Raw genomic sequence first — 21,245 nt, 5'->3', positions numbered from 1 at the left:
AATTTTTAGAAAAACACCCGGTGTATGCCGGGCGTTTCGTTTATAAATATAAATTTGAATATTTGCCGACGAGATACTCAATGAGATATTGAACGTTTAATTCTTCTCCCGTTGCATCTTTTATGATGTCAAGCGGCATTTTTCGTCTTCCGTGCTGATGAACCTTTTCTGTCAGCCATTGTTTGATCGGCTCAAAGTCCCCCCGTTCTATTAATTGATCAAATTCAGGCAGATCCTCAAGCATGGTATGCTTCAGCTGTGCCGCATACATATATCCGAGCGCATAGGAAGGGAAATAGCCGAAATCGCCGCCCGCCCAATGTACGTCCTGCAAAATGCCTTTTGCGTCAGATGGCGGCGTAATGCCTAAATAATCATGATATTTTTGATTCCACAATGCAGGCAGTTCTTCCACTGTCACTTCATTGCTGAAAATCGCTTTTTCAATTTCATAACGGATAATAATATGAAGCGGATATGTCAGCTCATCGGCTTCAATTCGGATAAAGGTCGGTTTCGCCTCATTTACGGCGCGTACAAAGTCCTCTCTTTTCACATCTTGAAATTGATCAGGCGAAGCCTCAACCATTTTTTCATAATAGGCGGTCCAGAAATGTTGATTTCTGGCGATAAAGTTTTCATAAAATAACGATTGGGATTCATGAATTCCCATGGATGCACCGTCAGATAAGTTCGTTCCGCTCAGCGCTTCGTCAATATTCTGCTCGTAGATCGCATGCCCGCATTCATGAATCGTTCCGAAAATCGCCGTGCGGAAATCGTTTTCGTCATATCTGGTCGTCACCCGCACATCGCCGCGGTTGATTGTCGTCGCAAACGGATGCACCGTCTCGTCCAGGCGGCCTCCGTCAAAATCATACCCGAACTCTTTTAAGAAATACAAGGAGAGATCTCTTTGTTGTTCTTTCGGAAACGTTTTCGTTATAAAAGAAGTGTCCGGTTTATTGCCGGATTCCGTCACTTTTTTGATAAGCGGAATGATCGCTTCCTTCAATTCAGAAAACAGCTGATCCAGCACCTTTACCGTAACACCCGGTTCGAAAATATCGAGCAATGCGTTGTATGGATGATCTTCATAGCCCCAGTAAGAAATAAACCGCTTATTAAAATCAATCAGCTTCTCAAGGTACGGAGCAAACATAGAGAAATCAGAGGCCGCCTTTGCATCCTCCCAAGCCGTTTCAGCTTTCGATGTTAAAATGACATATTCTTTATACTCATCTTCAGGAATTTTTTTATTATGATCATAATCTTTTTTCGCAAGTTCCGCCGCTTTCACTGTATCTTCAGAGAGCTCTTCTGCATGCGCGAGAAGGATGTCGATCAGCTCTTTCATCCGGTCGGATGTCTGGATTTGAAAAACGTCAGCCGACAGCTGTCCGATGCTTTCCGCCCGGTCATCAGAGCCTTTTTTCGGGGCTCCCGTTCTTAAGTCCCAATGCATGAGCGCAATGGCTTCTTCATAGTGGGATACTCTTTTTAACAGATCAAAAAACTCTTTTTCATATGTATGTACATCCATATCCGTTCCCCTCCCTTTTCACTATCAATTACAGGCTAATGGAACGCCGTCATAAAGTCAACTTCCCGGATTAAAAAAAGCCGCAGGATAAGATTCCTGCAGCTCTTGTTTTTATACGATTTTCGGTGTAACAGGCAAGACCTTTTTGACTTCGGCCAGGACCCGTTCACTTTCTCCGCCCGCATAAATGGATATGGTTCCGCTGTCCTGATTAGAACGGATGAGGCGGCCGATTCCCTGCCGGACTCTCAAAAGCATGTACGGCAGATCAACTTCCTCAAACGGATCTTTTTTCGCTCCGTTCCGCTTTGCGGTAAACACAGGATCATGAGGCGGATACGGCAATGCCCAAATGGTCACATTCCGGAGCGAGTCACCGGGAATGTCAAGACCTTCCCATAAGTGGACGGAACAAAGCACGGATTCTTCATCCCGTTGGAATTTTTCGACCAGACTGCTGATCTCTTCGTCACCTTCGTAGTAAATCGGATACGGCAGCTCCCACGCGGCAGCCTGCTCTTTAAATTCTTTCATGTCTTCAAAGGAAGGGAAAAGAACGAGGGTGCGTCCTTCATTCTCCTTAATGGTTTCAATCGTTTCGGCTGTTTTCTGCTCAGACGTCATGTCACCGTGAAGCGCAACAGACATTTGCTCCTCGTAATCGTACGGAGATTCAACGGTAAATGATAAAGGATCACGGATTCCGAGACTGTCAGCGATATAATCAAATGAACCGCCCTCAGAAAGAGTGGCCGATGAGAAGATATAAGGAATCTTTTTAGAAAAGACCTTTTCTCCCAAAACTTCGGCTACAGTTCTCGGCATAACGACAAACGTTGAGTCTGTACCCCGCGTTTCAAGCCAGCTGATGGCATCCTTTTGATACAGCGACAGCGAATATGCCATTTGTTCGACGTATTCTTCTACAACTGACAGCTCGTACTTATCAATCGTATACATTTCCGATTCAAATACGAGCGCCTCGCCGATTTTATCGAGCAGACGGCACAGTTCGTCAGCCGCACGCTTAACACGCTGGTCGTTTTGGATGTCCAATCGGTGAGAGCCGGCGATTTCCTTCGATTCCTCTGACAGCACATAGAAAAACTCATCGTTTGCGGCAAGGGCATCTTCAATCAGTTCGGCGAATTCCTCTCTGATGTCATTTTGAAGCAGACGCTCTAAAAACAGCTCAAGCGTCGACTGCTTCACACGATACGTTAACGCTTTTTGCGCGGCGAATTCCAGCAGATGTCCTTCATCAAACACGACGGCGCTGTGATCCGGCAAAAGCGGCAGCTGCCCTTCCCTTTTGCGTGATTCTTCCGTCCATACATGCTCCATGTAGAAATCATGGGAGCAAACAATCAGATCCGTTGATTTTCTGTAATGATCTCTCGAAAGTGTTAAACCGCATCTATGTCTCATATCACATGTTAAACAATCTTGGAAGGAATCATAGCTGACGCCTGCCCACTCCTCATTTGTCAAATCAGCGTACTGTTTGCGGTCGCCGTACGGATAAAAGCGCTGCATCGCTTGTGATTCGTGTACGAATGAAGGCAGCGACTCATAAAGATCCAGCCACTTTTCATCATCAGAACGCTGCATCGTTTTCTCCAGCTTTTTCAGACAGAGATACTGCTCATGGGATTTGGACAGCCGTGTATCAATCTGCAGATCCAAATGTTCTGTCAGCTTGGAAATGTCGCCTTCTTTTTTGACAAGCTGTTCAATTAACGTTTCATCGGCGCATGCGATAATGGCCGGTTTACCCGTATATCTTGCATAGCTGATGGCAAACAGCAGATACACCAGCGTTTTCCCCGTACCGACTCCTGCCTCAGCGAACATGACCTTTTTCTCTTTAAATGCCCGTTCAAGCTGAAACGCCATAAATACCTGCTCATCCCGAAGGTCAAAGCCTTTCTCGGGAAGGATATCGTAAAACACGTCACCAATCCAATTGTTCAATTCTTCGTAAAAATTCTTTTCTTTTGTTAAAGCAAAAGGCAAACGTGATGTTGTCACCCAACTCCAACCCCTAACTATTCGGCATTCAGACCATCTATAATATCATTTAACCCTTTTCAATACAACAAAAAAACTTGGCCTCGCCAAGTTTTTGTCATTATCATTTCCGGTTAATGATATGTGTACATAGGAACGGATGGTCTGTTGAATGTGTATGTTTTACCGCATTTTCAAGTTCTTCCTGTGCGTGTGTCATGGCGGAAGGACCGAACTCCGCTCCGGCTTCCTCCAGCCGGAAAGCAGTTGCGTCTAACGCCTTTTGTATTTTACTGAAGTGCTCGCTGTTCAGCATAAAATAAGATCACCTCTCAAATAGAAATAATCATCATTCTATGCCGATGCTTCACTTTCTATACATGCCATCCTGAATGATCCGCACCTGACCTGCACAAACTACAACAGATATTCGATCGAATATCCATCTTCACAAAATTATTCTATCCGGGAGTGATGGTTACATGAGTTATAAAGATCGATTAGATCAGCATTCTGAATTGTTTCATCACAATTGGACGCGGCCGAAACGCTCTAAATCGCAGGTGAACGGCCACACCGAAATGTCCCAGACCAACATTATTTTACGGAGCAACGCAAAAGCGCACCGCTGGTAATGGCAGAATAAAACGTAAAGATGCTTACAGGCTGTCGAATATCGACAGCCTGTTAAAATTATATCTACAGAAAAATTTTTCTGACTATTTTCTTTTCTCTACATAAATAGTTTTGGATTGAACTGCGTCTTTCATTTTCCCGCCTTTGTATAACTCAACATTAACCTGCCATCTCTCTTTAAATGTAGGTTTTAGTAGTTTACTGAAATAAAACTTTTTAACAGGTGTTTTATTCGAGAATGAACCCCTATGGGAAAAATTTCCGATATTGTATTCCCCATCTAAGGTGGTAACACCCATTCGATAGTTCAATGTCCCACATTTTCCGTTTGTTTGAGCATATACATCAATAGAAGTAGCTTTTCTTGTATATGTTGTTGCATCAGTCCAAACCCTAGCTTCACAACCTTTAATCCCTTGAACTGTTTGCCATGAACTCATTGCTGCTTCTGCTTTAGGACTGCAAATAAATGTAGAGCCTGCTATCAGTAATGCAGAAGCACCCATCAAGATTTTCGAAGTTTTTTTCATTAATTCCAACTCCTTCATATTTTTACATAAAATATTATAAATCGATATTATATATATATCAAGACTAGTAGGTAAATTTTATAAAATTATTAAACTATGGCTACTTACAATCTAAAAGGCGAATTCGTTAAGAATTTGCATTTATTAATAGAAATTTTATAAGTTAATTTATGTATGTATATTAAATCGTTCATAAAAACTTTATTCCCCAACAATATCCCAAAGATATTTATATATACTAAATAGCCGAAAAACAGGAATTTAAGTCCCTGTTTTTCGGCTCCAACTTGAAAATCTATTCATAACATATTTTCAAAATCAATATTGCCACAAAATCCACTATAAAAGGTACTATATTTTTGATAGTGTTTTTTTCTTTTTAGCCCAGTACTGATAATAATCCGTTTTGATAAAACCGTTAAAGAGCTTCCGTTTTTTTGTTGCTTTTCTTCCGTAGACCTCTTCAAATTGTTCATTTGACGTTAACATGTAGACAGACCATGTATCAAGAGATTCAAATGCCCGGCCCATTTCTTTATACATCTGCTCGACTTGCTTTTTTTCGCCGAGCCGTTCGCCGTACGGAGGGTTTCCGACGATAACGCCGAATTCGAGTTTCGTCGTAAAATCCTGCACTCGCATCTGCTTGCATTCGATCAGGTCCCCAAGTCCCGCTTCTTCTGCGTTTTCTTTGGCGATGTTTACCATCCGGTGATCCACGTCACTGGCAAAAATCTGCAGCGGCTGATCATAGTTCGCCTTTTCTTCCACTTCAAGGCGCGCCTTGTCCCACAGTTCTTTTCCGATCCATTCCCAGTCTTCTGAAGCAAAATCACGGTTAAAACCCGGAGCAATGTTTTGCCCGATTAAAGCGGCTTCGATGGCGATCGTGCCGGAACCGCAGAACGGATCGACGAACGGACGGTCAGGCTTCCAGTTGGTTAACAGAATTAACGCGGCAGCGAGCGTCTCTTTAATCGGAGCTCCGCCCTGATCAACCCTGTATCCCCGTTTGTGAAGGCCTGTTCCTGATGAATCCAGTGTAAGTACGGCTTTATCTTTTAAAAGGGAAATCTCCACCTTATACTCGGGTCCCGTTTCTTCAATCCATTCATTTTGTTTTCCTGATTGAAGTTTCAGCTTTTCCGCTATCGCCTTTTTGACGATCCGCTGGCAGTCGGGCACACTGGCAAGCACTGATTTCACGGACTTTCCGATAACGGGGAACTTTGCGTTTTCCGGAATGTACGCGCGCCAGTCAATCGCTTTTGTTTTTTCAAACAGCTCATCAAACGTTTTTGCCTGAAACTCGGCGACCTGTACTTTGATGCGGTCAGCCGTCCGCAGCCATAAGTTAGCGCGGCAGATCGCAAGCGCATCTCCTTCAAAAATGACTTTTCCGTTGTCTACTTTGCATTCATAACCTAAATCACGCACTTCTTTGGCGACGATCGCTTCAATTCCCATCGGTGCCGTCGCTATTAGTGTGTACTTCTTCATCGTATCACCCTGTCTCTTTTAAGCTTTCGTTTCATTCAAGATAAAAGCTCCCCTTTAAAGGAGAGCTCTAATTTGTCATATCAATAATGTTTAACGTTCTGTAAGCCATGTTTTGTTCCGTCGTACTGCAATCGGCTCATCACCTCGTACTCAGGCGGCAATCATCTATCTACAGAAAGTATTCTGTCCTTCTATCTGTTCAGTTCCTTCAAGAAGGTTCCCCTACCAAAATTTGGGTTTCTCGCTCGAGGGGTTTACCGCGTTCCACTCTCAACATTTCTGATGAGACTTCGTCACTGTGGCACTTTCAAGGATACTCAGCCATATCCGGAGACGTAGGCTTTTTTCCTGCCGTCAGCCTATCAAGGCTGCCCTAGCTTATTTCTTCGCTAGGCACGAACACTACGGGCATCTCAGCACCGTGCGAGCATGGACTTTCCTCTACAGATTCAAAGACCTGCAGCGATTACCCGAACGTTAAGAACACTTGTTCATTATAAAGCAACTTGTCTCATTTGACAAGTGCATCTGCCTTATTCGTCATAAAGTTTGCTGCCGAATACATGTTTCTCAAGGTTGGACAGCCTTTTCAGAATATCAAAGTTGGTCGTATTGGACTGCACCGGCTGTTTTTTGCTAGCTTCTTCAAGCTGTTTTTTCAGCTGCAGATTTTCCTGCTGCAGTTCTTCAATTTCTTGATGAAAGGTTTCATAATCCTTAATAATCATATCTAAAAATTTGTCAACGTCTTCTTGTCTGTAACCTCTAACGCCTGTTTTAAATTCTTTTTCCAAAATGTCTTTCGCAGAAAGCTTTACTTTATCAGCAAGCATCTTTTTCACCTCATATCGTGAATCATCATGTTATATTTTATTCAGAAACACGTCCCGTTGTCAAATATTCTCTGACGTGTTATGTAAAGAAATCTTCTTCCTCAACGGCGGCACGGAGATCATCCATCGTAATCGAATAAATCGGATATCCGTCTGTTTCACGGCGTTTTTCTGCCTGCTGCAGCATATATTTCGGCGATCCTTCCACCTCCGGATCATATAAAAGCAAAAGCGCATCTGACTTTTCAATAAAGAACGCGTTTTTCTGCCGGAATTGGAGCGGACTTTCGTACGGCCGATGCGTCAGGCTCTCCTCATAATCTGCCTGAGCAAGCACCGCTTCATACATTTCTTTATTCGGCTCCTTCCACTTTTCCTCCTGGCCGTAGAAAGGCGTGATAACGGCAACCTTTAATTCCGGATACTCTTCTCTGAGATCGTACGCCGTTTCTGCCGCCCAAAGCTCAGTCCCCAGCTGTCCGGATATGAGAATCCATTCCAAGCCTTCGTCAATAAAGCTTCTGAGTCTGGTTTCTATCGCCTTTTTTATATAAACAAGCGCCCGGTCATCCTGTTTAAAGATACCGAGCTCAAACGGCTTGTACCCCGTTACGGCTAATACTTTCAATTAATCACCTGCTTAAAAAATGGGGCTCCCCATCGGGCCCCATTTTGATTTGCTGATATCCTAACCGATCTTGCTTAAGCGTTCAATACTAATGATCGCAGCAAGGGCTTCCGCACTGAAAATGCTGGTGAGTTGTCGGGTCAACATTTGAAAAAGTGTGCGGATAGTAATGAACGTGCTCAAAGTTGTGGTGATTTACGTTAGTTGTATGTTGCGGATGAATATGCGGCACAACCGTGTTAGAAAAGCAATGGTGTTCACAGCAATGAGTCGGATGGACAATCGGCGGCATCACGTTTGGTCTGCAACAATGATGATGAAACATGCTAAATCCCCTCTCCATTAACTTTTATTACACTGTTAGGTTATGAAGAAAAGAGGGTGCATGTTCTAATTCAATCACCCAATTTAAAAGTGTGTCAGCAAACTGTCTTTAAAATTCGAAAATACAAACGCAATCAAAAAAACCACGACAAAGAACAAGTAAAAAACACCTTTATACATACCAACTCTCCCCTATAAATAACTAACGCTATTTTACAAGATGCGGCACCATTCTACAACAAAATCGATGCGGATTCAGAAAAAAATATTTTTGGCGAAACAGCTCGGCTTTTGCGCTTTCCCGGGCAATATTTCAAGAGGAATATTTCCTTTTGAGCCGGGCAATTCTCACATGGAGCTTCTCGGCTTCTTTTTCCGATATTTCCCCGTCTTCTGCCGCCTGCTGCGCGGCCTGCAGAGCTTTTTTGTAATCTTTTGCATGGTGCTCAAAATAGATCGCCAGCTCAACCGCTGAATGGTGTCTGCATGTGTGAAGATCAGAGTCCGTCAGTTTCTCCCAAAGGGGCACGGCGTCTTGCCTGCGGTTTTGTTTTTTATAAAGCATCGCTAAGTCAAAAAGGGCCCGATCCGAATCTTCAAAGTCTTTGCCTTGCAGCGCTTCCAGCTGCAAAACGGCGCGATCGGTTTCTTTATGAGCGATAAACCATTTCGCCATGGCGTATGCTTCCTGACGTTCTGACGTCTGATCAGAAGATGCAAAAATCTTTTTTGACATATGGATGTAAAGAGCGATAAGGGAAAGCACATCCTGTTCATTATGCGAGAGCACTCCCTTTAAAAGAGCCGGGTCCTCCGCCTTTAAAAATTGAAAATACAGCATCGGCGCCAAATAACCAGGGGTGTCTTCGTCCCTTTTAAAAGCAAGCTCTTCATTTTCAACCGCCGAAAGCGATACACGCTCTAATTTATGTTTCCAAAGCCGTCTCGCCCCGTGCAGAAGATCAAAGTGCCCGAAGTCAGGAAGTTTCGGAAGCCTGTCCCGCAGCAATGTATGCCTGGTTTTTACCTGCGGCCAGTCAAAGGCTTTTCCGTTATACGTAACAAGGGACGTAATGTCAACCTCACTTAAAAAGCTTTTGTAAAGAGCCGTCTCGTTTCCCGGTTTAGGGAGCAGATGCTGTTTAACCGCGACACGGTCTTCATACACTCTTGCATGGCCGAGCAAAAAGATCATATTGCCTGCCCCGCCGCCGAGGCCGGTCGTTTCAGTATCAAAGAAGAACAGCTGGCTTTTTTCGTATCCTTCTGCTGATAAAGTATGTGTCAAACCGCCTTTATTCCATAATGCCATGACGTCATCAAGTTCACTGAAGCTGTACCGTCCGTGGCGGTGCGAAAGCGGATAGACGGTTTCGCGGATAAGACAGTATTCATCCTCAAAAAAGAAAGGCTTCACTCCGAGTGCCTCCCATTCTTCTCTAAACGGGACTTGAATATCCGGGACCGAAAGTTGTGAAGCTGCCGGCTTTTTTTCAGCTTCCGGCACATTCAAGTGGTTTTTCATCCGCTTTAATTTATTTTTCAAGGACATCTTTCGTCCCCCTTTTCTTTTACACGTAATTCAAGAGCCGGAGTATCGCTTTCTTTGCATCTATTCCTTCTATTTCGGAGCCGATGCAGGAAGGACACCCGTCTTGACATGGACATTGTCGGATCAGGCGCTCAGCCCCTTCATTGATTTCATCAAATCGTTTATATACTTCATCGGCAAGTCCGATTCCGCCCGGATAATGATCATACAGAAAGATTGTCGGAAGTCCCGTATGTGCGGCTTTGATTTGCGGCACGACATGCACGTCATTTCGATCGCACATGACGTATACAGGCACGATATGCTGCAGGACGTGGGCAATGCCTAAAAGCAGCTGTTCAAGCGTTTTTTCGCCGATTTCCGAATCCGTTTCTTTTAATTCAAGCCAGGCTGCACTGGTATGCAGTTCTTCTTCAGGAAGATGAATCGGTCCTGATCCTATATTTTCAAATGTCGTCATTTTAATTTTTTTAAATATTGTCGGAAGTGCGTTCACGGTGACGTCGCCGAAATGTAAGGCCGTTTTCTTTCTGCTGTCCGTTCTGTCAATGTCCAGCACTTTCAGCTGCACCGCTAAATTGGCATCTGTATAATATTCGACATCGACCTTTCGCACGTACGCTTTTTTATGGTCCCAATCAAGCTTTTCAACCTGATACTGCACCCCTTCATGAAGATAAATCGCTTCATCATGAAGAAGCGTCATCGCGCTGAAGCGGTCCATTTCTCCGATGATTTTTACATCAGCCGTCTCTGACCGGTCAACGATGACCACGTTTTCCTGTGACGCCGAACGGAGACTGATATTGGAGGCGGGAAAAGATTCGCTCGCCCAGTGATAGCGTTCGCGGTTTTCGTGAAGCACCCCTTCTTCCTCTAAATACTCGAGAATGTCCCTCGCATCATTTTCTCCGAATGTTTCATCGGCTCTGAAAGGCAGCTCATATGCGGCGCATTTCAGGTGGTCGACCAATATAATGAGATTATCGGGATTAATCCTTGCAGATTCAGGCGAGCGTTTAAAGAAATAATCAGGATGGCGGACAATATATTGGTCAATCGGATCAGAGTTCGCCACCATCACGATAAGCGCCTCACCCTGCCGGCGCCCGGCCCGGCCCGCCTGCTGCCATGCGCTCGCGACACTGCCCGGGTACCCCGTCATCACGCAGACCTGAAGCTGGCCGATATCAACGCCGAGCTCCAGCGCGTTTGTGCTGACAACGCCGAGAATGCTGCCGTCTCTTAACCCCCGCTCTATTTCTCTTCTTTCTTTCGGAAGATAACCGCCGCGATAGCCTCTGACAGACTTCGAGCCGATTTCTTTTTTTACGATCTCCTGAATGTGGCTTAAAATAATTTCGACCCGGACACGGCTTCTGGCAAAAACAATCGTCTGGATCTTATTTTTTAAAAAAGTTTTGGCAAGTTCGTTCACTTCCACGGTGGCGCTTTTTCGAATATGCAGCGGTTTATTTACAATCGGAGGATTGTAAAAAGCAAAGTGCTTTCTTCCTGCCGGGGCACCGTTGTCGTCAATCAGGCGCACGGATTTTCCCGTCAGCTGCTCCGCCAACTCCCTCGGATTGGCGATTGTGGCGGATGTACAGATAAATGACGGCTTGCTTCCGTAAAAAGCGCAGATTCTCATTAAACGGCGGATGACGTTCGCCACATGGCTGCCGAATACGCCGCGGTACGTATGTAATTCATCAATGACGATATATTTCAGGTTTTCAAACAGACTCACCCATTTTGTATGATGGGGAAGAATGGCTGAATGAAGCATATCGGGATTTGTGATCACAATATGCCCGGCCTTTCTGACTTTCTGCCTGATAGCCGGAGACGTATCTCCGTCATAGGTGAAGCTTTTAATATCCATGCCCGTCTCGTCTATGATTTCATTCAGCTCGCTTTTTTGATCCTGCGCGAGCGCCTTTGTCGGAAATAAATAAAGTGCGCGGCTTGAGGCATCTTCCGCGATAGACTGAAGAACCGGAAGATTATAGCACAGTGTTTTTCCGGAGGCCGTCGGTGTGACGGCCACAATGCTTTCTCCGTTTTGAACCGTCTGAAAAGCGGAGTATTGATGTGTAAAAAGCCGCTCGATCCCCCTCTTTTCGAGAGCCGCCCGAATGTTCGGATCTACTTGCTCCGGCATCGGCATGGTTTTCGCCTCCCGCGGTTCCTCTTCATGCCAATGCACAATATTTTCATGATTTTTTAATTCCTGAATCAGTTCGCTCAGTGATTTTTTCTTCATCGTTCACACCTCTTTATGAGGTACAGTTTACCGAATATTTGTTTGCCTGGCTAGATGAAAATCCTGCACAAGAAAAAAAGCAGGGAATCAGCCCCTGCCTACTTCATTTTTATCGTAAAAAGCTCTGTTTGTCCTTTTTTCGCTTCATTTGCGCCTGCAAATTGCAAAGGTTCTGCGGCATCGCCATTCATAATCACCATAGGGATGACGGTGCTGCTTGCTTTTTCTTTTATTAAATCCAGCCGGCACGTTAAAAGCAGATCGCCTGTTTTCACTTTGTCTCCTTCTTTTACATGCGCTTCAAAGCCTTCGCCGTTCATATTGACGGTATCCAAACCGACATGTATCAAAAGTTCCGCTCCGGAAAGGGTGCGGATGCCGACAGCGTGTTTTGTATGGAACAGCTGAATCACTTCTCCCTCAACCGGTGAAACAATTTCTCCGTTTGCAGGCTCGACGGCGATCCCGTCCCCCATCATTTTTTGTGAAAATACAGGATCCGGCACTGAAGCCAAATCCATCACCGCTCCGTCAGCCGGAGAAAAAATCACTTCCTCGGCCGGCTTTTTCCGGCTGTCTCCCAATCCGAATAATTTTTTCAGCAATGTGTTGTGCTCCCCTTCCTAAATGTGAATCCGTTACCAGTTTATTCTCCACTATTTAACCATACTTTCTTTTTTCCTTCAATTCTTAACCATACGGCATAGCATCGCATAGTCTGTTTGTAAAAAGGCGGTGGTCATATGGATCAATCACAAAACGATAAACTTGATCCGCAAAGTAATGAGGACATCATCAGCCATGCGATGGACCAATTTTTTCACTCAGGTCCCTTCGCAGAATTGATGCAGGGTTTTCAGCACCTTGTCAATTCGGCTTTTACTGAAGCGCAAGTGACGATTGACGTCAGAGAAGAGCCGACGGGGCTCGCGGTTGATATCGGCGTTCCCGAGACGTTCCGTGACGGGGATATGCTGGTGGAAACGAAAGGGTGCTACCTTCACGTTACAATCCGCTACGATCATAAACAGGCTCAATCATCCCATGTGTCTTCAAGCATGACAAGAACCGTTGTCCTCCCGTATAAGGTAAGTGAAGAAGATATGGAAACATCCTGGAATGAACAGACGCTTACCCTCTTTTTCCCTAAAAAATAAGCATGAATGATGGATATCATTCATGCTTTTTATTTGAAGATACTGGTGAAGCCTTTCACCAGCGATCCGACCTGATTTACGGCGCTTACCATCTGCCCCGTTGTATCCATCATTTTATTAAAGTCAAACTGTCCGTTCGTTTTTTTAAACTGGGAGAGTATGCCTGAGAATTGGGAAGACTGCTGCTGATTCGGTCTGGGAACGGGGTAAGGATTCACAAACCCCGGCTGGCCCCCGGGCATGCCTGCCTGAGGAGGAGCAGGAGCAAACGGCTGCTGTATATGACCGTATTCCTGATTCGGATAAAATTGCTGCGGGTACTGCCCTTGCTGATGATATGGCGGCTGCTGCAATGGCTGTATCTGCTGCGGATACGGCGGCTGTAATGGCTGTATCTGCTGCGGGTAGAAATATCCCGCCGGCTGCTGGTACATATTTTGATATGGCTGCGCTCTCCATTGCATATGACATTCCCCCTTGTCTCTCACTAAGTTTCTGCTATATATGTATGAATTCCGCCTTGGTTATGTGCTTTCGGTGATTCTGCTCTTTGTCAAATGCTGTCGAAAGTCTTAATTTTTTAAAAACAGAAAAAAGTCGAATCGTTATGTTAACATAATCTCAACATACATGAGAGGGGATGCACCATTATGAACGTATCATACTTAAGAAAGCGTTTTGCTGAAGTGAAAAAATATGAAACAGATTGTGCAGATAAACTGATGGACTTTGCAAAATTCCTCTATATTCAAGGCCATCTCACCGCAACCGAATTTCGAAACAGTATGAAGGTTCTCGAAGCAAGTGGAGCAGAAAACCCGGCGTATGAATAACATACCCGACCCCTTTATATAAAAGAAGGCAGCCGTTTTCAGCTGCCTTCTTTTTCAATTTCATCCCTTAATATACGAAGCGTATATAAAACAGATTCAGTTAAATCCCTGTATCTTTTTTTATGAATATGATGAACATATGATTGGAGCATCAGCTCCCCGAAATTTTCTGTAACGGCCTGAATTTGTGCATGATGAACGTATTTCGGACGGTTTTCCTGAATAAACGCAAGCGCTGCTTCTGTCCAAAGCGCGCAAAGCCGGTCTCTTTTTTCAACATCGGGTTTAATCGTCTCAAAAAAATCATATGAACGGCCTGACTCTTTTCCATCCTGATACCTTTTTTCGGCTTCCAGAACCGCCTCTATCATTTGTTCTGTCAGCTCCAATAACGACTGTGTCTGCAAACGGACTCACCTCAGTACATATGGTACCAAAGTTTTTGTACAAAATCAGCTTATCCGGCAGACTCGCGGCAAATCCTTTTTACGCCGGTCAGTCAAAAACAGGTCATCAATACAAACATGAAGCTTCCGCGCCTCTTCCTCAAGACGGGAAAGTTTCTCCTGTCTGATTTCTTCAGCTTCCGCCTGACAGCATCTGACTGCTTGGGTAAGCGTTTTTTCAGCAGCAGAAATCCGGATTTCGATATCAGAAAGCAGACGGAGAATATCAGCCTTGCTCGTGTAAACAGACATTCATGTTCCTCCCTTTTATCACTTGCATCTCTTTCAAATATAATTCTCGTTTTCATACCGCTCTCCTCTGCACATGACAAAACTAGAAGCAGTTCGGCAAACAAACAGAGATTATCCTAAAAGGCGTGCCTTTCGACAAAAAAGTGCCGCAAACTTTGTATGAACCGGCACGTTAATGCAAACGATACAGTTGAGGAGGTGCCGTATGAAAACGAGACCGAAAAATGCAGGTAAACAGCAAAAAACCGAAGCAAAAACGACTGATACGCTTGATAAAAAATTAGGCGGCCCAAACCGCCCTTCCACGTAACACATCAGCAGCCCGAAACCCCAGCGAACGGTTTCGGGCTTTTTCATTTCTTCAGCCACTCTTTAACCGCGAAGAGCGCATGGAGCTCCCGTCTTTTCTGGAAGTACCAGTCCGTCAGTTCAAGCTGTTTCGGCATTTTCTCCTGTAAGAAAGCCCCTTTTCTTAACCTTTTTTGAAACCAATCCGCCCTTTCGCCGTCTAATGGGTGGGCAACAATGGGATAGGTTGTCCTAAGCATCGGTGATGTTCTTTTTTTGATGCCGATCATTTTCTCCATATCAAAGCGTGAACCGGTATGAGGAACGGTATCAAGAAAACGGTAAAAAGAAGCGTGAAGATCAGGGCTGAACAGAAGGCGGGCCAGCTGTTTTCCGAGCGTAATTCTCTCTTCGGTTTTTGAAAACCGTTTGACGGAAATTCCGTATAAATGTCCGTCAAATGAAGGGAATATCACCGTATTAAAGTGAAACCAATCACTTAAATAAAAAGGAATCGTGCCAAAAACATTCTTTTTAAACGAAGGATTTTGTATAATAGGTGCTTGGATAGTGTTTTGTTCATTTATAATAAGAGCATACATGAGCCGTTCCGTATCTCCGTCACGCCAAAAGCGGAACCATTCTTCCTGCATAAAAGCCGAGACGCGGAAATAAGGAAGATGACGGAAAAGAGGTTCGCCGATTTGTTTTGACCACTGGTAGACCAGAAGCTGAGGATAGGCATCAGAAAAAATCAGCCAATTCGCCCTTTCATACGAAAGGAAAAACCAGTTTTTCTGACTGCTGTCAAGGCCCTCCTGATAAAGGACGCCTCTTAAATCAGTCATCGACCAGCCCGCATTGCGGGACACAAAGGATGCCAAAAGCGGCCACTTGATCTCAGGATGGCGGTCATAATATGCTTTATAGGCATTCGTCCGGGAAATATTATCGGCATTTTTTATTTTCGTCTCTTTTTCGATCAGGCGAAGAATGGCGGTTACGGTCTGTCGTTTATGCACGTTCATTCACTTCCGTCACTATTAGTTTGATAAGGAGGATGGAAAAAGTGATTCGGTACCCGAATGGAAAAACTTTTCAGCCGAACAAAACGGTTTCATCCCAAAACAGCCAGAAACGGTCTCATTCATACAGTAATCGCGGCATGACCCTCGAAGACGACCTGAATGAAACGAATAAGTATTATCTGGCTAACCAAATTGCTGTCATTCACAAAAAGCCGACACCCGTCCAGATTGTAAACGTCCACTATCCGAAAAGAAGCGCCGCAGTCATTAAGGAAGCTTATTTTAAACAGTCTTCAACAACTGACTACAACGGCATTTATAAAGGACGCTACATCGATTTCGAGGCAAAAGAAACAAAAAACAAAACGGCATTTCCCCTGCAGAATTTTCATGATCATCAGATTGAGCATATGAAGCAGGTGGTCAGGCAAGACGGCATTTGTTTTGTTATTATATCCGCTTTCGGAAAGGTTTATTTCCTCGAAGCCGACAAGCTGTTTGTCTTTTGGGAGAGAAAGGAGAAGAACGGCAGAAAATCAATTCGCAAAGACGAATTAGAAGATGCTTCCTTTCCGATTTCCCTTGGATACTCACCGAGAATTGATTATATTAGTATTATTGAACAGCTTTATTTTTCGCAGGAACAGTAGACTGAGCGAAAGGTTGATAAACGAAAGGTTGAGATGTTATGTCAGATCAATTTACGAGCCGTGAAGAACGCCGTAAGGCAAGGCAGACGAAAAGCACTAAGCCCTCTTCACCGAAAAAAGGCAAGAAACAGCGTAAAGGCGGTTTATTCAAAAAGATTGTGCTGTCCTTGGTTATTCTGTTTGTCCTTGGCATAGTCGGCGGAGCGGCGGCATTTGCCGTTTTGGTTTCCGGCGCGCCGTCTTTGGACGAAGCCAAGCTGAAAACGCCTTACTCTTCAACGATTTACGATAAAAACGGAAAAGAAATCGCGGAAGTGGGCGGTGAAAAACGAACCTACGTCCCGATTAAGGATATACCCGATGTTGTGAAAGAAGCATTTATCGCAACTGAAGACGCCCGTTTTTATAAGCACCACGGTATAGACCCGATCCGGATCGGAGGCGCCTTGGTCGCCAACTTTACGGATGGGTTCGGTTCAGAGGGAGGAAGCACAATCACCCAGCAGGTTGTGAAAAACTCGCTTTTGACCCATCAGAAAACGATTAAACGGAAAGCACAGGAAGTGTGGCTTTCACTGCAGCTGGAGCGCCATTATTCTAAAGATGAAATTTTAGAAATGTATTTAAACAGAATTTATTTCTCACCGCGCGCCTACGGCGTCGGAAAAGCGGCTGAAGAATTCTTCGGCGTAAAAGACTTGAGCAAGCTTACGGTTGAACAGGCGGCGACGCTTGCCGGAATGCCGCAAAGCCCGACCGGATATAACCCGGTTAAAAACCCGAAGGCTTCCGAAAAACGACGAAACATCGTTCTCAGCTTAATGGAAAAACAAGGATTCATTTCAAACTCTGAATACCAAAAAGCGAAGAAAGTGTCCATGAAAGATGAAGGCGTCGTCAGCCAAAAGGAATACGATAAAAAGGACACAAATAAATACAGCGCTTTTGTCGAAGAAGTTATGAAAGAAATTGAGACAAAAGAAAAGAAAGACGTCAATATTTCAACTGACGGACTGAAAATTTACACGACTCTTGATACGAAAGCACAAGATTATCTTGATCAATTGATGAACGGAGACACGGCCGGCTTTACCGAAGGCATGCAGGGCGGCGTTACCCTCCTTGATACGACAAACGGAGAAATCCGCGCCATCGGACCGGGACGGAATAGAACTGCAGGCGGGTTTAACTACGCGACAGATACTCAACGCCAGCCAGGTTCGACGATTAAACCGATTCTTGATTACGGGCCTGTCATTGAAAATAAAAAATGGTCGACGTATGAGCAGATTGACGATTCGGCTTACACGTACTCTGACGGCACTCCGATACATGATTGGGACAATAAATACAGAAATATGATATCAATGCGAGAAGCCCTCGCGGATTCACGTAATATTCCTGCTTTAAAAGCATACCAAGCAGCAGGGAAAGATAATGCCGTCGACTTCGCAAATGACTTAGGATTGGGATTAAACAAGGATAGTGTAACGGAATCTTATTCGATCGGCGGTTTTGGAGCTGATAATCCGGGGGTTTCCCCTATGACAATGGCAGGCGCCTACAGTGCGTTCGGAAATAACGGAACGTACAACGAACCGCACGCGGTCACATCGATTGAATTTAATGACGGCACTAAGCTTGATTTAACACCGAAACCGAAAAGTGCTATGAGCGACTACACAGCGTTTATGATTACAGATATGCTCAAATCAGCTGTCGAATCAGGAACAGGTAAGCTGGCTCAGGTGCCGAACGTGGAAGTTGCCGGTAAAACGGGTACGACAAACTTTACTAAAGGTGATATTCAAAAATATAACATTGCTCCAGGCGGAGTTCCGGATTCCTGGTTTGTCGGATACACCCCTCAATATACTGCGGCGGTTTGGACCGGAGTTGAGTCTGGCAACAAAGCAGGCAAGAAATCACTGTCTTCAGCAGACCAGCAAGTCGCAAAACGGATTTTCCAAAAGCTGATCTCATACGTTGATGACGGTAAAGGAAGCTTCAAGCAGCCTGACAGCGTCGTAAAAGAAACAGTTGAGAAAGGCTCGAATCCTGCCGCTTTAGCCGGACCGAACACGCCGGATGATAAAAAAGTGACGGAGTACTTCGTGAAAGGGACGCAGCCAACTGCCGTTTCTAAAACGTACACGAAAGAAAAAGCCGATAAACCGACAGGATTGCAAGTGAAATACGACAAAGATAAAAAATCATTAACCTTAAGCTGGAATTATGACGGTGATGCAACATTCAATGTCAAACAATCCGTTGACGGCGGAAGCTACAGTGACATTCAAAACAGTTCGGCAAAAGAAGCCGTCGTCTCAGATGTCACGCCAGGCTCCACATACAGCTTCCAGGTGACAGCGGAAAACGATGACGGAAAAAGCGATACGGCATCAGCATCTTTCAAAGTCCCGAAAGATGAAGAAGACGATGCGGATAAAGATAAAGCGACTGACGATGAACAGAAGACTGATGAAGATAAAGATAAGGACAAGACGCAAACCGATGATTCAAACAAAGATGACGATCAGACAGATACGTCTGACGGATCGGATCAAACACCAACTGATGACCCGGATAAAAATCAGGATCAATCCGATAAGGATCAAACAGATAACAACAATCAGAATCAGCCCGGCAACGGGACCGATAACAACGGACAGCAAGATAACGGCTCTGATAATGATTCCGATTCCGGTTCAGACGGCTCAAATAAACCTGACAGCGGTCAAACGGATAAAAACCAAGACTCATCTTCAACTATCAACGGGCAGTCCAATTCGTCAACCATCCAGTCAAATCCCGCTCATTAGCGGACGAAATCCTTCACCCCAAACAGGTGAAGGATTTTTTCGTACAAAAAAACCTCCTTATGAGAAAAGGAGGTTTTTAACATTTGTTCATGGCTTCATATTTATGATATTGTTTCTTCATCTCCGTCATCAATTCATCCAGCTGAATAAACGAGTGAAATTGAGTCGGTTTTGTTAAAATAAACGCCATTCGCTCCGCCCAATTGATCGGTTCCGCGGGAAAATGCTTTGTTTCAAGCACAGTCCAGTCGAGTGATGTGACCCGCTCCCCTGCCGTCCAATGGAAAGCGGCAATCAGACAGGCTATTCCCTTCAGCATGTCATTTTGATCACATCTCGATTTTCTTGTTTGAAAAACGGGGAGCAGCGTTTCTTTCGTTTCATTCCAAATCTGAAACAGAAACGGGACATATTCGCCCCTTTCCCTCCATGGCTGCACTGTTGGCTGACCGCTGAAATCCATATACAGCGGATGGCGGCGCAGCGCCGCTTTGATCTCGAAGCTTTCCAAGTCCGTAAGGCTGCGCAGGTATGTTTCATAGCCTGCCAGAATGTCAATCGCCGTCACCGTTTCACCAGCCCTTTTTTGTCACGCTTCTGCCCTTCTCTGCATAGCGGAAGCAAAGGACATTCCGCACAGCGGGGAGATTGCGCTTTACAGTGATACCGGCCGAAAAATATTAATCTGTGATGCGTAACAGACCAATCCTCTTTCGGCACTTTTTTCATTAATGTTTTCTCTACTTCCAAAACAGAGTCCTTCCAGCGGCAGATGCCGAGCCGTTTAGAGACCCGCTCCACATGAGTGTCTACTGCGATCGCAGGTACGCCGAAAGCAACAGACACGACCACATTTGCCGTTTTCCGTCCGACACCCGGCAGCTTCACAAGCTCATCCCGGTCTTTCGGCACTTCTCCGCCGTACTCTTCGATGATCATTTTGCTCAGCTTTTGAATATTTTTGGCTTTATTACGGTACAGACCGATTGATTTAATATCCTGCTGGAGTTCTTCCAGCGATACGGCAAGATAATCTTCGGGCCGTTTATATTTTTGAAATAGCGTTTTTGTCACTCTGTTGACGAGAGCGTCCGTACATTGTGCGGATAATGCGACTGCCACAACCAATTCGAAAGGATTTGAATGGACAAGTTCACATTCTGCGTGCGGAAACATATCGCCGATTTTTTCAAGACAATATTCAATCTGCTTTAAATTTAACACGTTTCTCCCCTTCTCATGTTATTGTTCCAGCCAATTGTAAAAAGGCACCTGCCTCGTATACTCTTTTTGCGGATCATTCTGTTTCGTTTGAACACGCCGGAATTTTTGGCTGTGCGCCTTCGCCTGCTCAACCGTTTTGAAGCCGTTCTTTTTCCATTCAAATAAAATCCGGTCAATATAGCGAAAACTGAGTTTCCCAGATAAAACGGCTTCTTTTAAGGCGTGTTTAATCAGAATCGCATCATGCTGATCCTGATCCTGCCATATGGCCAGCGTCTCGCATTCAAGCGGCGACAGCGGTCTTCCGAACTCTTCTTCAAAGATGGTATACAGGCTTTTTTGTTCTCTTTCTGACGTTCTTTCCTGCGTTTCATTTTGAGAATGCTGCATGTAATCATACAGCTTCGCCCATAACGGCTGCAGAGAATATTTTTCAAACTTTATGCCGTTATGGTCTTCACATTCTTCAATAAACAGAAAACCTTTTTGAATAAACATTCTCAGGCAGCTTGTACATTCTTCAGCAGAGATGGACATGCCTGATTGAAGTTCAAACGGCGTCGGAAAATAAGAGCCCTTTTCCAAATGCATTTTAATCTTCAAAAGCAGGATCAATTCGGTTTCATTCAGCCCGAGCTGCCGGTAATGTGTCAGCAGCAGGTTGGGAATGCTTGAAATGCCGAGTTCCTGCATATCTATAAATTGCTGTTTTTTCATCCTTAC

Annotated in this window: 24 protein-coding genes, 1 other RNA gene and 1 pseudogene; 6 read left to right on the top strand and 20 right to left on the bottom strand. The window is 44.7% G+C overall.

The window, feature by feature from the left end; genetic code table 11:
- Positions 1-40: 40 nt before the first annotated feature.
- The 3 genes from AC2CGA_RS00890 to AC2CGA_RS00880 all read right to left on the bottom strand — a co-directional run bounded on the left by AC2CGA_RS00890 (position 41) and on the right by AC2CGA_RS00880 (position 3,869).
- Complete coding sequence (locus tag AC2CGA_RS00890; protein ID WP_003153552.1) at positions 41-1,543, bottom strand: carboxypeptidase M32; 1,503 nt, start codon at positions 1,541-1,543, stop codon at positions 41-43.
- A gap of 111 nt (positions 1,544-1,654) precedes the next feature.
- Positions 1,655-3,574: an ATP-dependent DNA helicase gene (locus AC2CGA_RS00885; protein ID WP_003153551.1), complete on the bottom strand. Its 1,920-nt coding sequence runs from the start codon at positions 3,572-3,574 to the stop codon at positions 1,655-1,657.
- 103 nt (positions 3,575-3,677) lie between these two features.
- The gene (locus AC2CGA_RS00880; protein WP_003153550.1) at positions 3,678-3,869 is read right to left on the bottom strand and encodes a hypothetical protein; all 192 of its coding nucleotides are present in this window, start codon (positions 3,867-3,869) and stop codon (positions 3,678-3,680) included.
- Between the two features lie 166 nt (positions 3,870-4,035).
- On the opposite strand from AC2CGA_RS00880, the gene AC2CGA_RS00875 reads away from it, so the two are divergent.
- A complete protein-coding gene (locus AC2CGA_RS00875; RefSeq protein WP_003153548.1) occupies positions 4,036-4,188 on the top strand; it encodes a YpzG family protein in 153 nt (50 codons plus the stop codon).
- 84 nt (positions 4,189-4,272) lie between these two features.
- Here AC2CGA_RS00875 and AC2CGA_RS00870 read toward each other — a convergent pair whose 3' ends face one another.
- The 10 genes and pseudogenes from AC2CGA_RS00870 to AC2CGA_RS00825 all read right to left on the bottom strand — a co-directional run bounded on the left by AC2CGA_RS00870 (position 4,273) and on the right by AC2CGA_RS00825 (position 12,427).
- Positions 4,273-4,719: a hypothetical protein gene (locus AC2CGA_RS00870; RefSeq protein WP_003153543.1), complete on the bottom strand. Its 447-nt coding sequence runs from the start codon at positions 4,717-4,719 to the stop codon at positions 4,273-4,275.
- Between the two features lie 351 nt (positions 4,720-5,070).
- Positions 5,071-6,219 carry a THUMP domain-containing class I SAM-dependent RNA methyltransferase gene (locus tag AC2CGA_RS00865; RefSeq protein ID WP_139885590.1) on the bottom strand — a complete coding sequence of 383 codons (1,149 nt, stop codon included), beginning with the start codon at positions 6,217-6,219 and terminating at the stop codon, positions 5,071-5,073.
- A gap of 96 nt (positions 6,220-6,315) precedes the next feature.
- Positions 6,316-6,697: RNase P RNA component class B (gene rnpB / locus AC2CGA_RS00860), an RNA gene on the bottom strand.
- Between the two features lie 55 nt (positions 6,698-6,752).
- A complete protein-coding gene (gpsB, locus tag AC2CGA_RS00855; protein ID WP_003153541.1) occupies positions 6,753-7,052 on the bottom strand; it encodes a cell division regulator GpsB in 300 nt (99 codons plus the stop codon).
- Between the two features lie 79 nt (positions 7,053-7,131).
- Positions 7,132-7,680 (bottom strand): SLOG family protein, encoded by a 549-nt coding sequence (locus tag AC2CGA_RS00850; protein WP_014305282.1) that lies wholly within the window; start codon positions 7,678-7,680, stop codon positions 7,132-7,134.
- An 88-nt stretch (positions 7,681-7,768) separates the two neighbouring features.
- The gene (gene cotD, locus AC2CGA_RS00845) at positions 7,769-8,005 is read right to left on the bottom strand and encodes a spore coat protein CotD (RefSeq protein WP_003153539.1); all 237 of its coding nucleotides are present in this window, start codon (positions 8,003-8,005) and stop codon (positions 7,769-7,771) included.
- Between the two features lie 83 nt (positions 8,006-8,088).
- Positions 8,089-8,196, bottom strand: a pseudogene (locus AC2CGA_RS00840) (hypothetical protein); the annotation flags it as partial.
- Positions 8,197-8,317: 121 nt separating this feature from the next.
- On the bottom strand, positions 8,318-9,556 hold the full coding sequence (locus tag AC2CGA_RS00835) for a ribonuclease H-like domain-containing protein (RefSeq protein WP_139885589.1): 1,239 nt from the start codon (positions 9,554-9,556) through the stop codon (positions 8,318-8,320).
- A gap of 19 nt (positions 9,557-9,575) precedes the next feature.
- Complete coding sequence (locus AC2CGA_RS00830; RefSeq protein WP_003153537.1) at positions 9,576-11,822, bottom strand: DEAD/DEAH box helicase; 2,247 nt, start codon at positions 11,820-11,822, stop codon at positions 9,576-9,578.
- Between the two features lie 98 nt (positions 11,823-11,920).
- A complete protein-coding gene (locus AC2CGA_RS00825) occupies positions 11,921-12,427 on the bottom strand; it encodes a PTS sugar transporter subunit IIA (RefSeq protein ID WP_003153536.1) in 507 nt (168 codons plus the stop codon).
- A gap of 138 nt (positions 12,428-12,565) precedes the next feature.
- Here AC2CGA_RS00825 and AC2CGA_RS00820 point away from each other — a divergent pair, with 138 nt between their 5' ends.
- Positions 12,566-12,979: an alpha-crystallin domain-containing protein gene (locus AC2CGA_RS00820; protein ID WP_003153535.1), complete on the top strand. Its 414-nt coding sequence runs from the start codon at positions 12,566-12,568 to the stop codon at positions 12,977-12,979.
- 29 nt (positions 12,980-13,008) lie between these two features.
- Here the strand turns inward: AC2CGA_RS00820 and AC2CGA_RS00815 are convergent, their stop codons facing one another.
- Positions 13,009-13,443 (bottom strand): YppG family protein, encoded by a 435-nt coding sequence (locus AC2CGA_RS00815; RefSeq protein WP_003153534.1) that lies wholly within the window; start codon positions 13,441-13,443, stop codon positions 13,009-13,011.
- A 186-nt stretch (positions 13,444-13,629) separates the two neighbouring features.
- On the opposite strand from AC2CGA_RS00815, the gene AC2CGA_RS00810 reads away from it, so the two are divergent.
- Entirely contained in the window at positions 13,630-13,812 is a 183-nt protein-coding gene (locus AC2CGA_RS00810) for a YppF family protein (RefSeq protein ID WP_003153532.1), read from the top strand.
- A 38-nt stretch (positions 13,813-13,850) separates the two neighbouring features.
- Here AC2CGA_RS00810 and AC2CGA_RS00805 read toward each other — a convergent pair whose 3' ends face one another.
- Both AC2CGA_RS00805 and AC2CGA_RS00800 read right to left on the bottom strand, forming a co-directional pair.
- On the bottom strand, positions 13,851-14,219 hold the full coding sequence (locus tag AC2CGA_RS00805; protein WP_003153529.1) for a YppE family protein: 369 nt from the start codon (positions 14,217-14,219) through the stop codon (positions 13,851-13,853).
- 45 nt (positions 14,220-14,264) lie between these two features.
- The gene (locus AC2CGA_RS00800) at positions 14,265-14,510 is read right to left on the bottom strand and encodes a DUF5446 family protein (protein ID WP_349686269.1); all 246 of its coding nucleotides are present in this window, start codon (positions 14,508-14,510) and stop codon (positions 14,265-14,267) included.
- Positions 14,511-14,715: 205 nt separating this feature from the next.
- On the opposite strand from AC2CGA_RS00800, the gene sspM reads away from it, so the two are divergent.
- Entirely contained in the window at positions 14,716-14,820 is a 105-nt protein-coding gene (sspM, locus tag AC2CGA_RS00795; protein WP_003153525.1) for an acid-soluble spore protein SspM, read from the top strand.
- 43 nt (positions 14,821-14,863) lie between these two features.
- Here the strand turns inward: sspM and AC2CGA_RS00790 are convergent, their stop codons facing one another.
- Positions 14,864-15,826 (bottom strand): DUF2515 domain-containing protein, encoded by a 963-nt coding sequence (locus AC2CGA_RS00790; protein WP_014305287.1) that lies wholly within the window; start codon positions 15,824-15,826, stop codon positions 14,864-14,866.
- A gap of 41 nt (positions 15,827-15,867) precedes the next feature.
- Here AC2CGA_RS00790 and recU point away from each other — a divergent pair, with 41 nt between their 5' ends.
- Both recU and AC2CGA_RS00780 read left to right on the top strand, forming a co-directional pair.
- Positions 15,868-16,476 carry a Holliday junction resolvase RecU gene (gene recU, locus AC2CGA_RS00785; protein WP_003153521.1) on the top strand — a complete coding sequence of 203 codons (609 nt, stop codon included), beginning with the start codon at positions 15,868-15,870 and terminating at the stop codon, positions 16,474-16,476.
- Positions 16,477-16,514: 38 nt separating this feature from the next.
- Positions 16,515-19,298, top strand: a complete 2,784-nt coding sequence (locus AC2CGA_RS00780; RefSeq protein ID WP_284622484.1) for a PBP1A family penicillin-binding protein — start codon at positions 16,515-16,517, stop codon at positions 19,296-19,298.
- A 76-nt stretch (positions 19,299-19,374) separates the two neighbouring features.
- On the opposite strand, the gene AC2CGA_RS00775 is transcribed toward AC2CGA_RS00780, so the two are convergent.
- From AC2CGA_RS00775 to dnaD, 3 genes are read right to left on the bottom strand one after another with little or no spacing between them, the layout of a single operon-like run.
- The gene (locus tag AC2CGA_RS00775; protein WP_046559838.1) at positions 19,375-19,866 is read right to left on the bottom strand and encodes a YpoC family protein; all 492 of its coding nucleotides are present in this window, start codon (positions 19,864-19,866) and stop codon (positions 19,375-19,377) included.
- Positions 19,863-20,522: an endonuclease III gene (nth, locus tag AC2CGA_RS00770; RefSeq protein ID WP_003153517.1), complete on the bottom strand. Its 660-nt coding sequence runs from the start codon at positions 20,520-20,522 to the stop codon at positions 19,863-19,865. The genes AC2CGA_RS00775 and nth overlap by 4 nt, the downstream gene beginning before the upstream one ends.
- 18 nt (positions 20,523-20,540) lie before the next feature.
- Positions 20,541-21,239 carry a DNA replication protein DnaD gene (gene dnaD / locus AC2CGA_RS00765; protein WP_003153516.1) on the bottom strand — a complete coding sequence of 233 codons (699 nt, stop codon included), beginning with the start codon at positions 21,237-21,239 and terminating at the stop codon, positions 20,541-20,543.
- Positions 21,240-21,245 lie beyond the last annotated feature (6 nt).

The organism is Bacillus sp. SYZHCR11 (genome assembly GCF_057196865.1).
The sequence above is the reverse complement of the archived record's forward strand: the minus strand, read 5'-3'. Positions and strand labels throughout refer to the sequence as shown.

Bases quoted from the DNA above. Each gene is read 5' to 3' on its own strand.
- AC2CGA_RS00890 (WP_003153552.1), bottom strand. From the start codon at position 1,543: ATGGATGTACATACATATGAAAAAGAGTTTTTTGATCTGTTAAAAAGA.
- AC2CGA_RS00880 (WP_003153550.1), bottom strand. From the start codon at position 3,869: ATGCTGAACAGCGAGCACTTCAGTAAAATACAAAAGGCGTTAGACGCA.
- AC2CGA_RS00875 (WP_003153548.1), top strand. From the start codon at position 4,036: ATGAGTTATAAAGATCGATTAGATCAGCATTCTGAATTGTTTCATCAC.
- AC2CGA_RS00870 (WP_003153543.1), bottom strand. From the start codon at position 4,719: ATGAAAAAAACTTCGAAAATCTTGATGGGTGCTTCTGCATTACTGATA.
- AC2CGA_RS00865 (WP_139885590.1), bottom strand. From the start codon at position 6,219: ATGAAGAAGTACACACTAATAGCGACGGCACCGATGGGAATTGAAGCG.
- gpsB (WP_003153541.1), bottom strand. From the start codon at position 7,052: ATGCTTGCTGATAAAGTAAAGCTTTCTGCGAAAGACATTTTGGAAAAA.
- cotD (WP_003153539.1), bottom strand. From the start codon at position 8,005: ATGTTTCATCATCATTGTTGCAGACCAAACGTGATGCCGCCGATTGTC.
- AC2CGA_RS00835 (WP_139885589.1), bottom strand. From the start codon at position 9,556: ATGTCCTTGAAAAATAAATTAAAGCGGATGAAAAACCACTTGAATGTG.
- AC2CGA_RS00830 (WP_003153537.1), bottom strand. From the start codon at position 11,822: ATGAAGAAAAAATCACTGAGCGAACTGATTCAGGAATTAAAAAATCAT.
- AC2CGA_RS00820 (WP_003153535.1), top strand. From the start codon at position 12,566: ATGGATCAATCACAAAACGATAAACTTGATCCGCAAAGTAATGAGGAC.
- AC2CGA_RS00815 (WP_003153534.1), bottom strand. From the start codon at position 13,443: ATGCAATGGAGAGCGCAGCCATATCAAAATATGTACCAGCAGCCGGCG.
- AC2CGA_RS00810 (WP_003153532.1), top strand. From the start codon at position 13,630: ATGAACGTATCATACTTAAGAAAGCGTTTTGCTGAAGTGAAAAAATAT.
- AC2CGA_RS00800 (WP_349686269.1), bottom strand. From the start codon at position 14,510: ATGTCTGTTTACACGAGCAAGGCTGATATTCTCCGTCTGCTTTCTGAT.
- sspM (WP_003153525.1), top strand. From the start codon at position 14,716: ATGAAAACGAGACCGAAAAATGCAGGTAAACAGCAAAAAACCGAAGCA.
- AC2CGA_RS00790 (WP_014305287.1), bottom strand. From the start codon at position 15,826: ATGAACGTGCATAAACGACAGACCGTAACCGCCATTCTTCGCCTGATC.
- AC2CGA_RS00780 (WP_284622484.1), top strand. From the start codon at position 16,515: ATGTCAGATCAATTTACGAGCCGTGAAGAACGCCGTAAGGCAAGGCAG.
- dnaD (WP_003153516.1), bottom strand. From the start codon at position 21,239: ATGAAAAAACAGCAATTTATAGATATGCAGGAACTCGGCATTTCAAGC.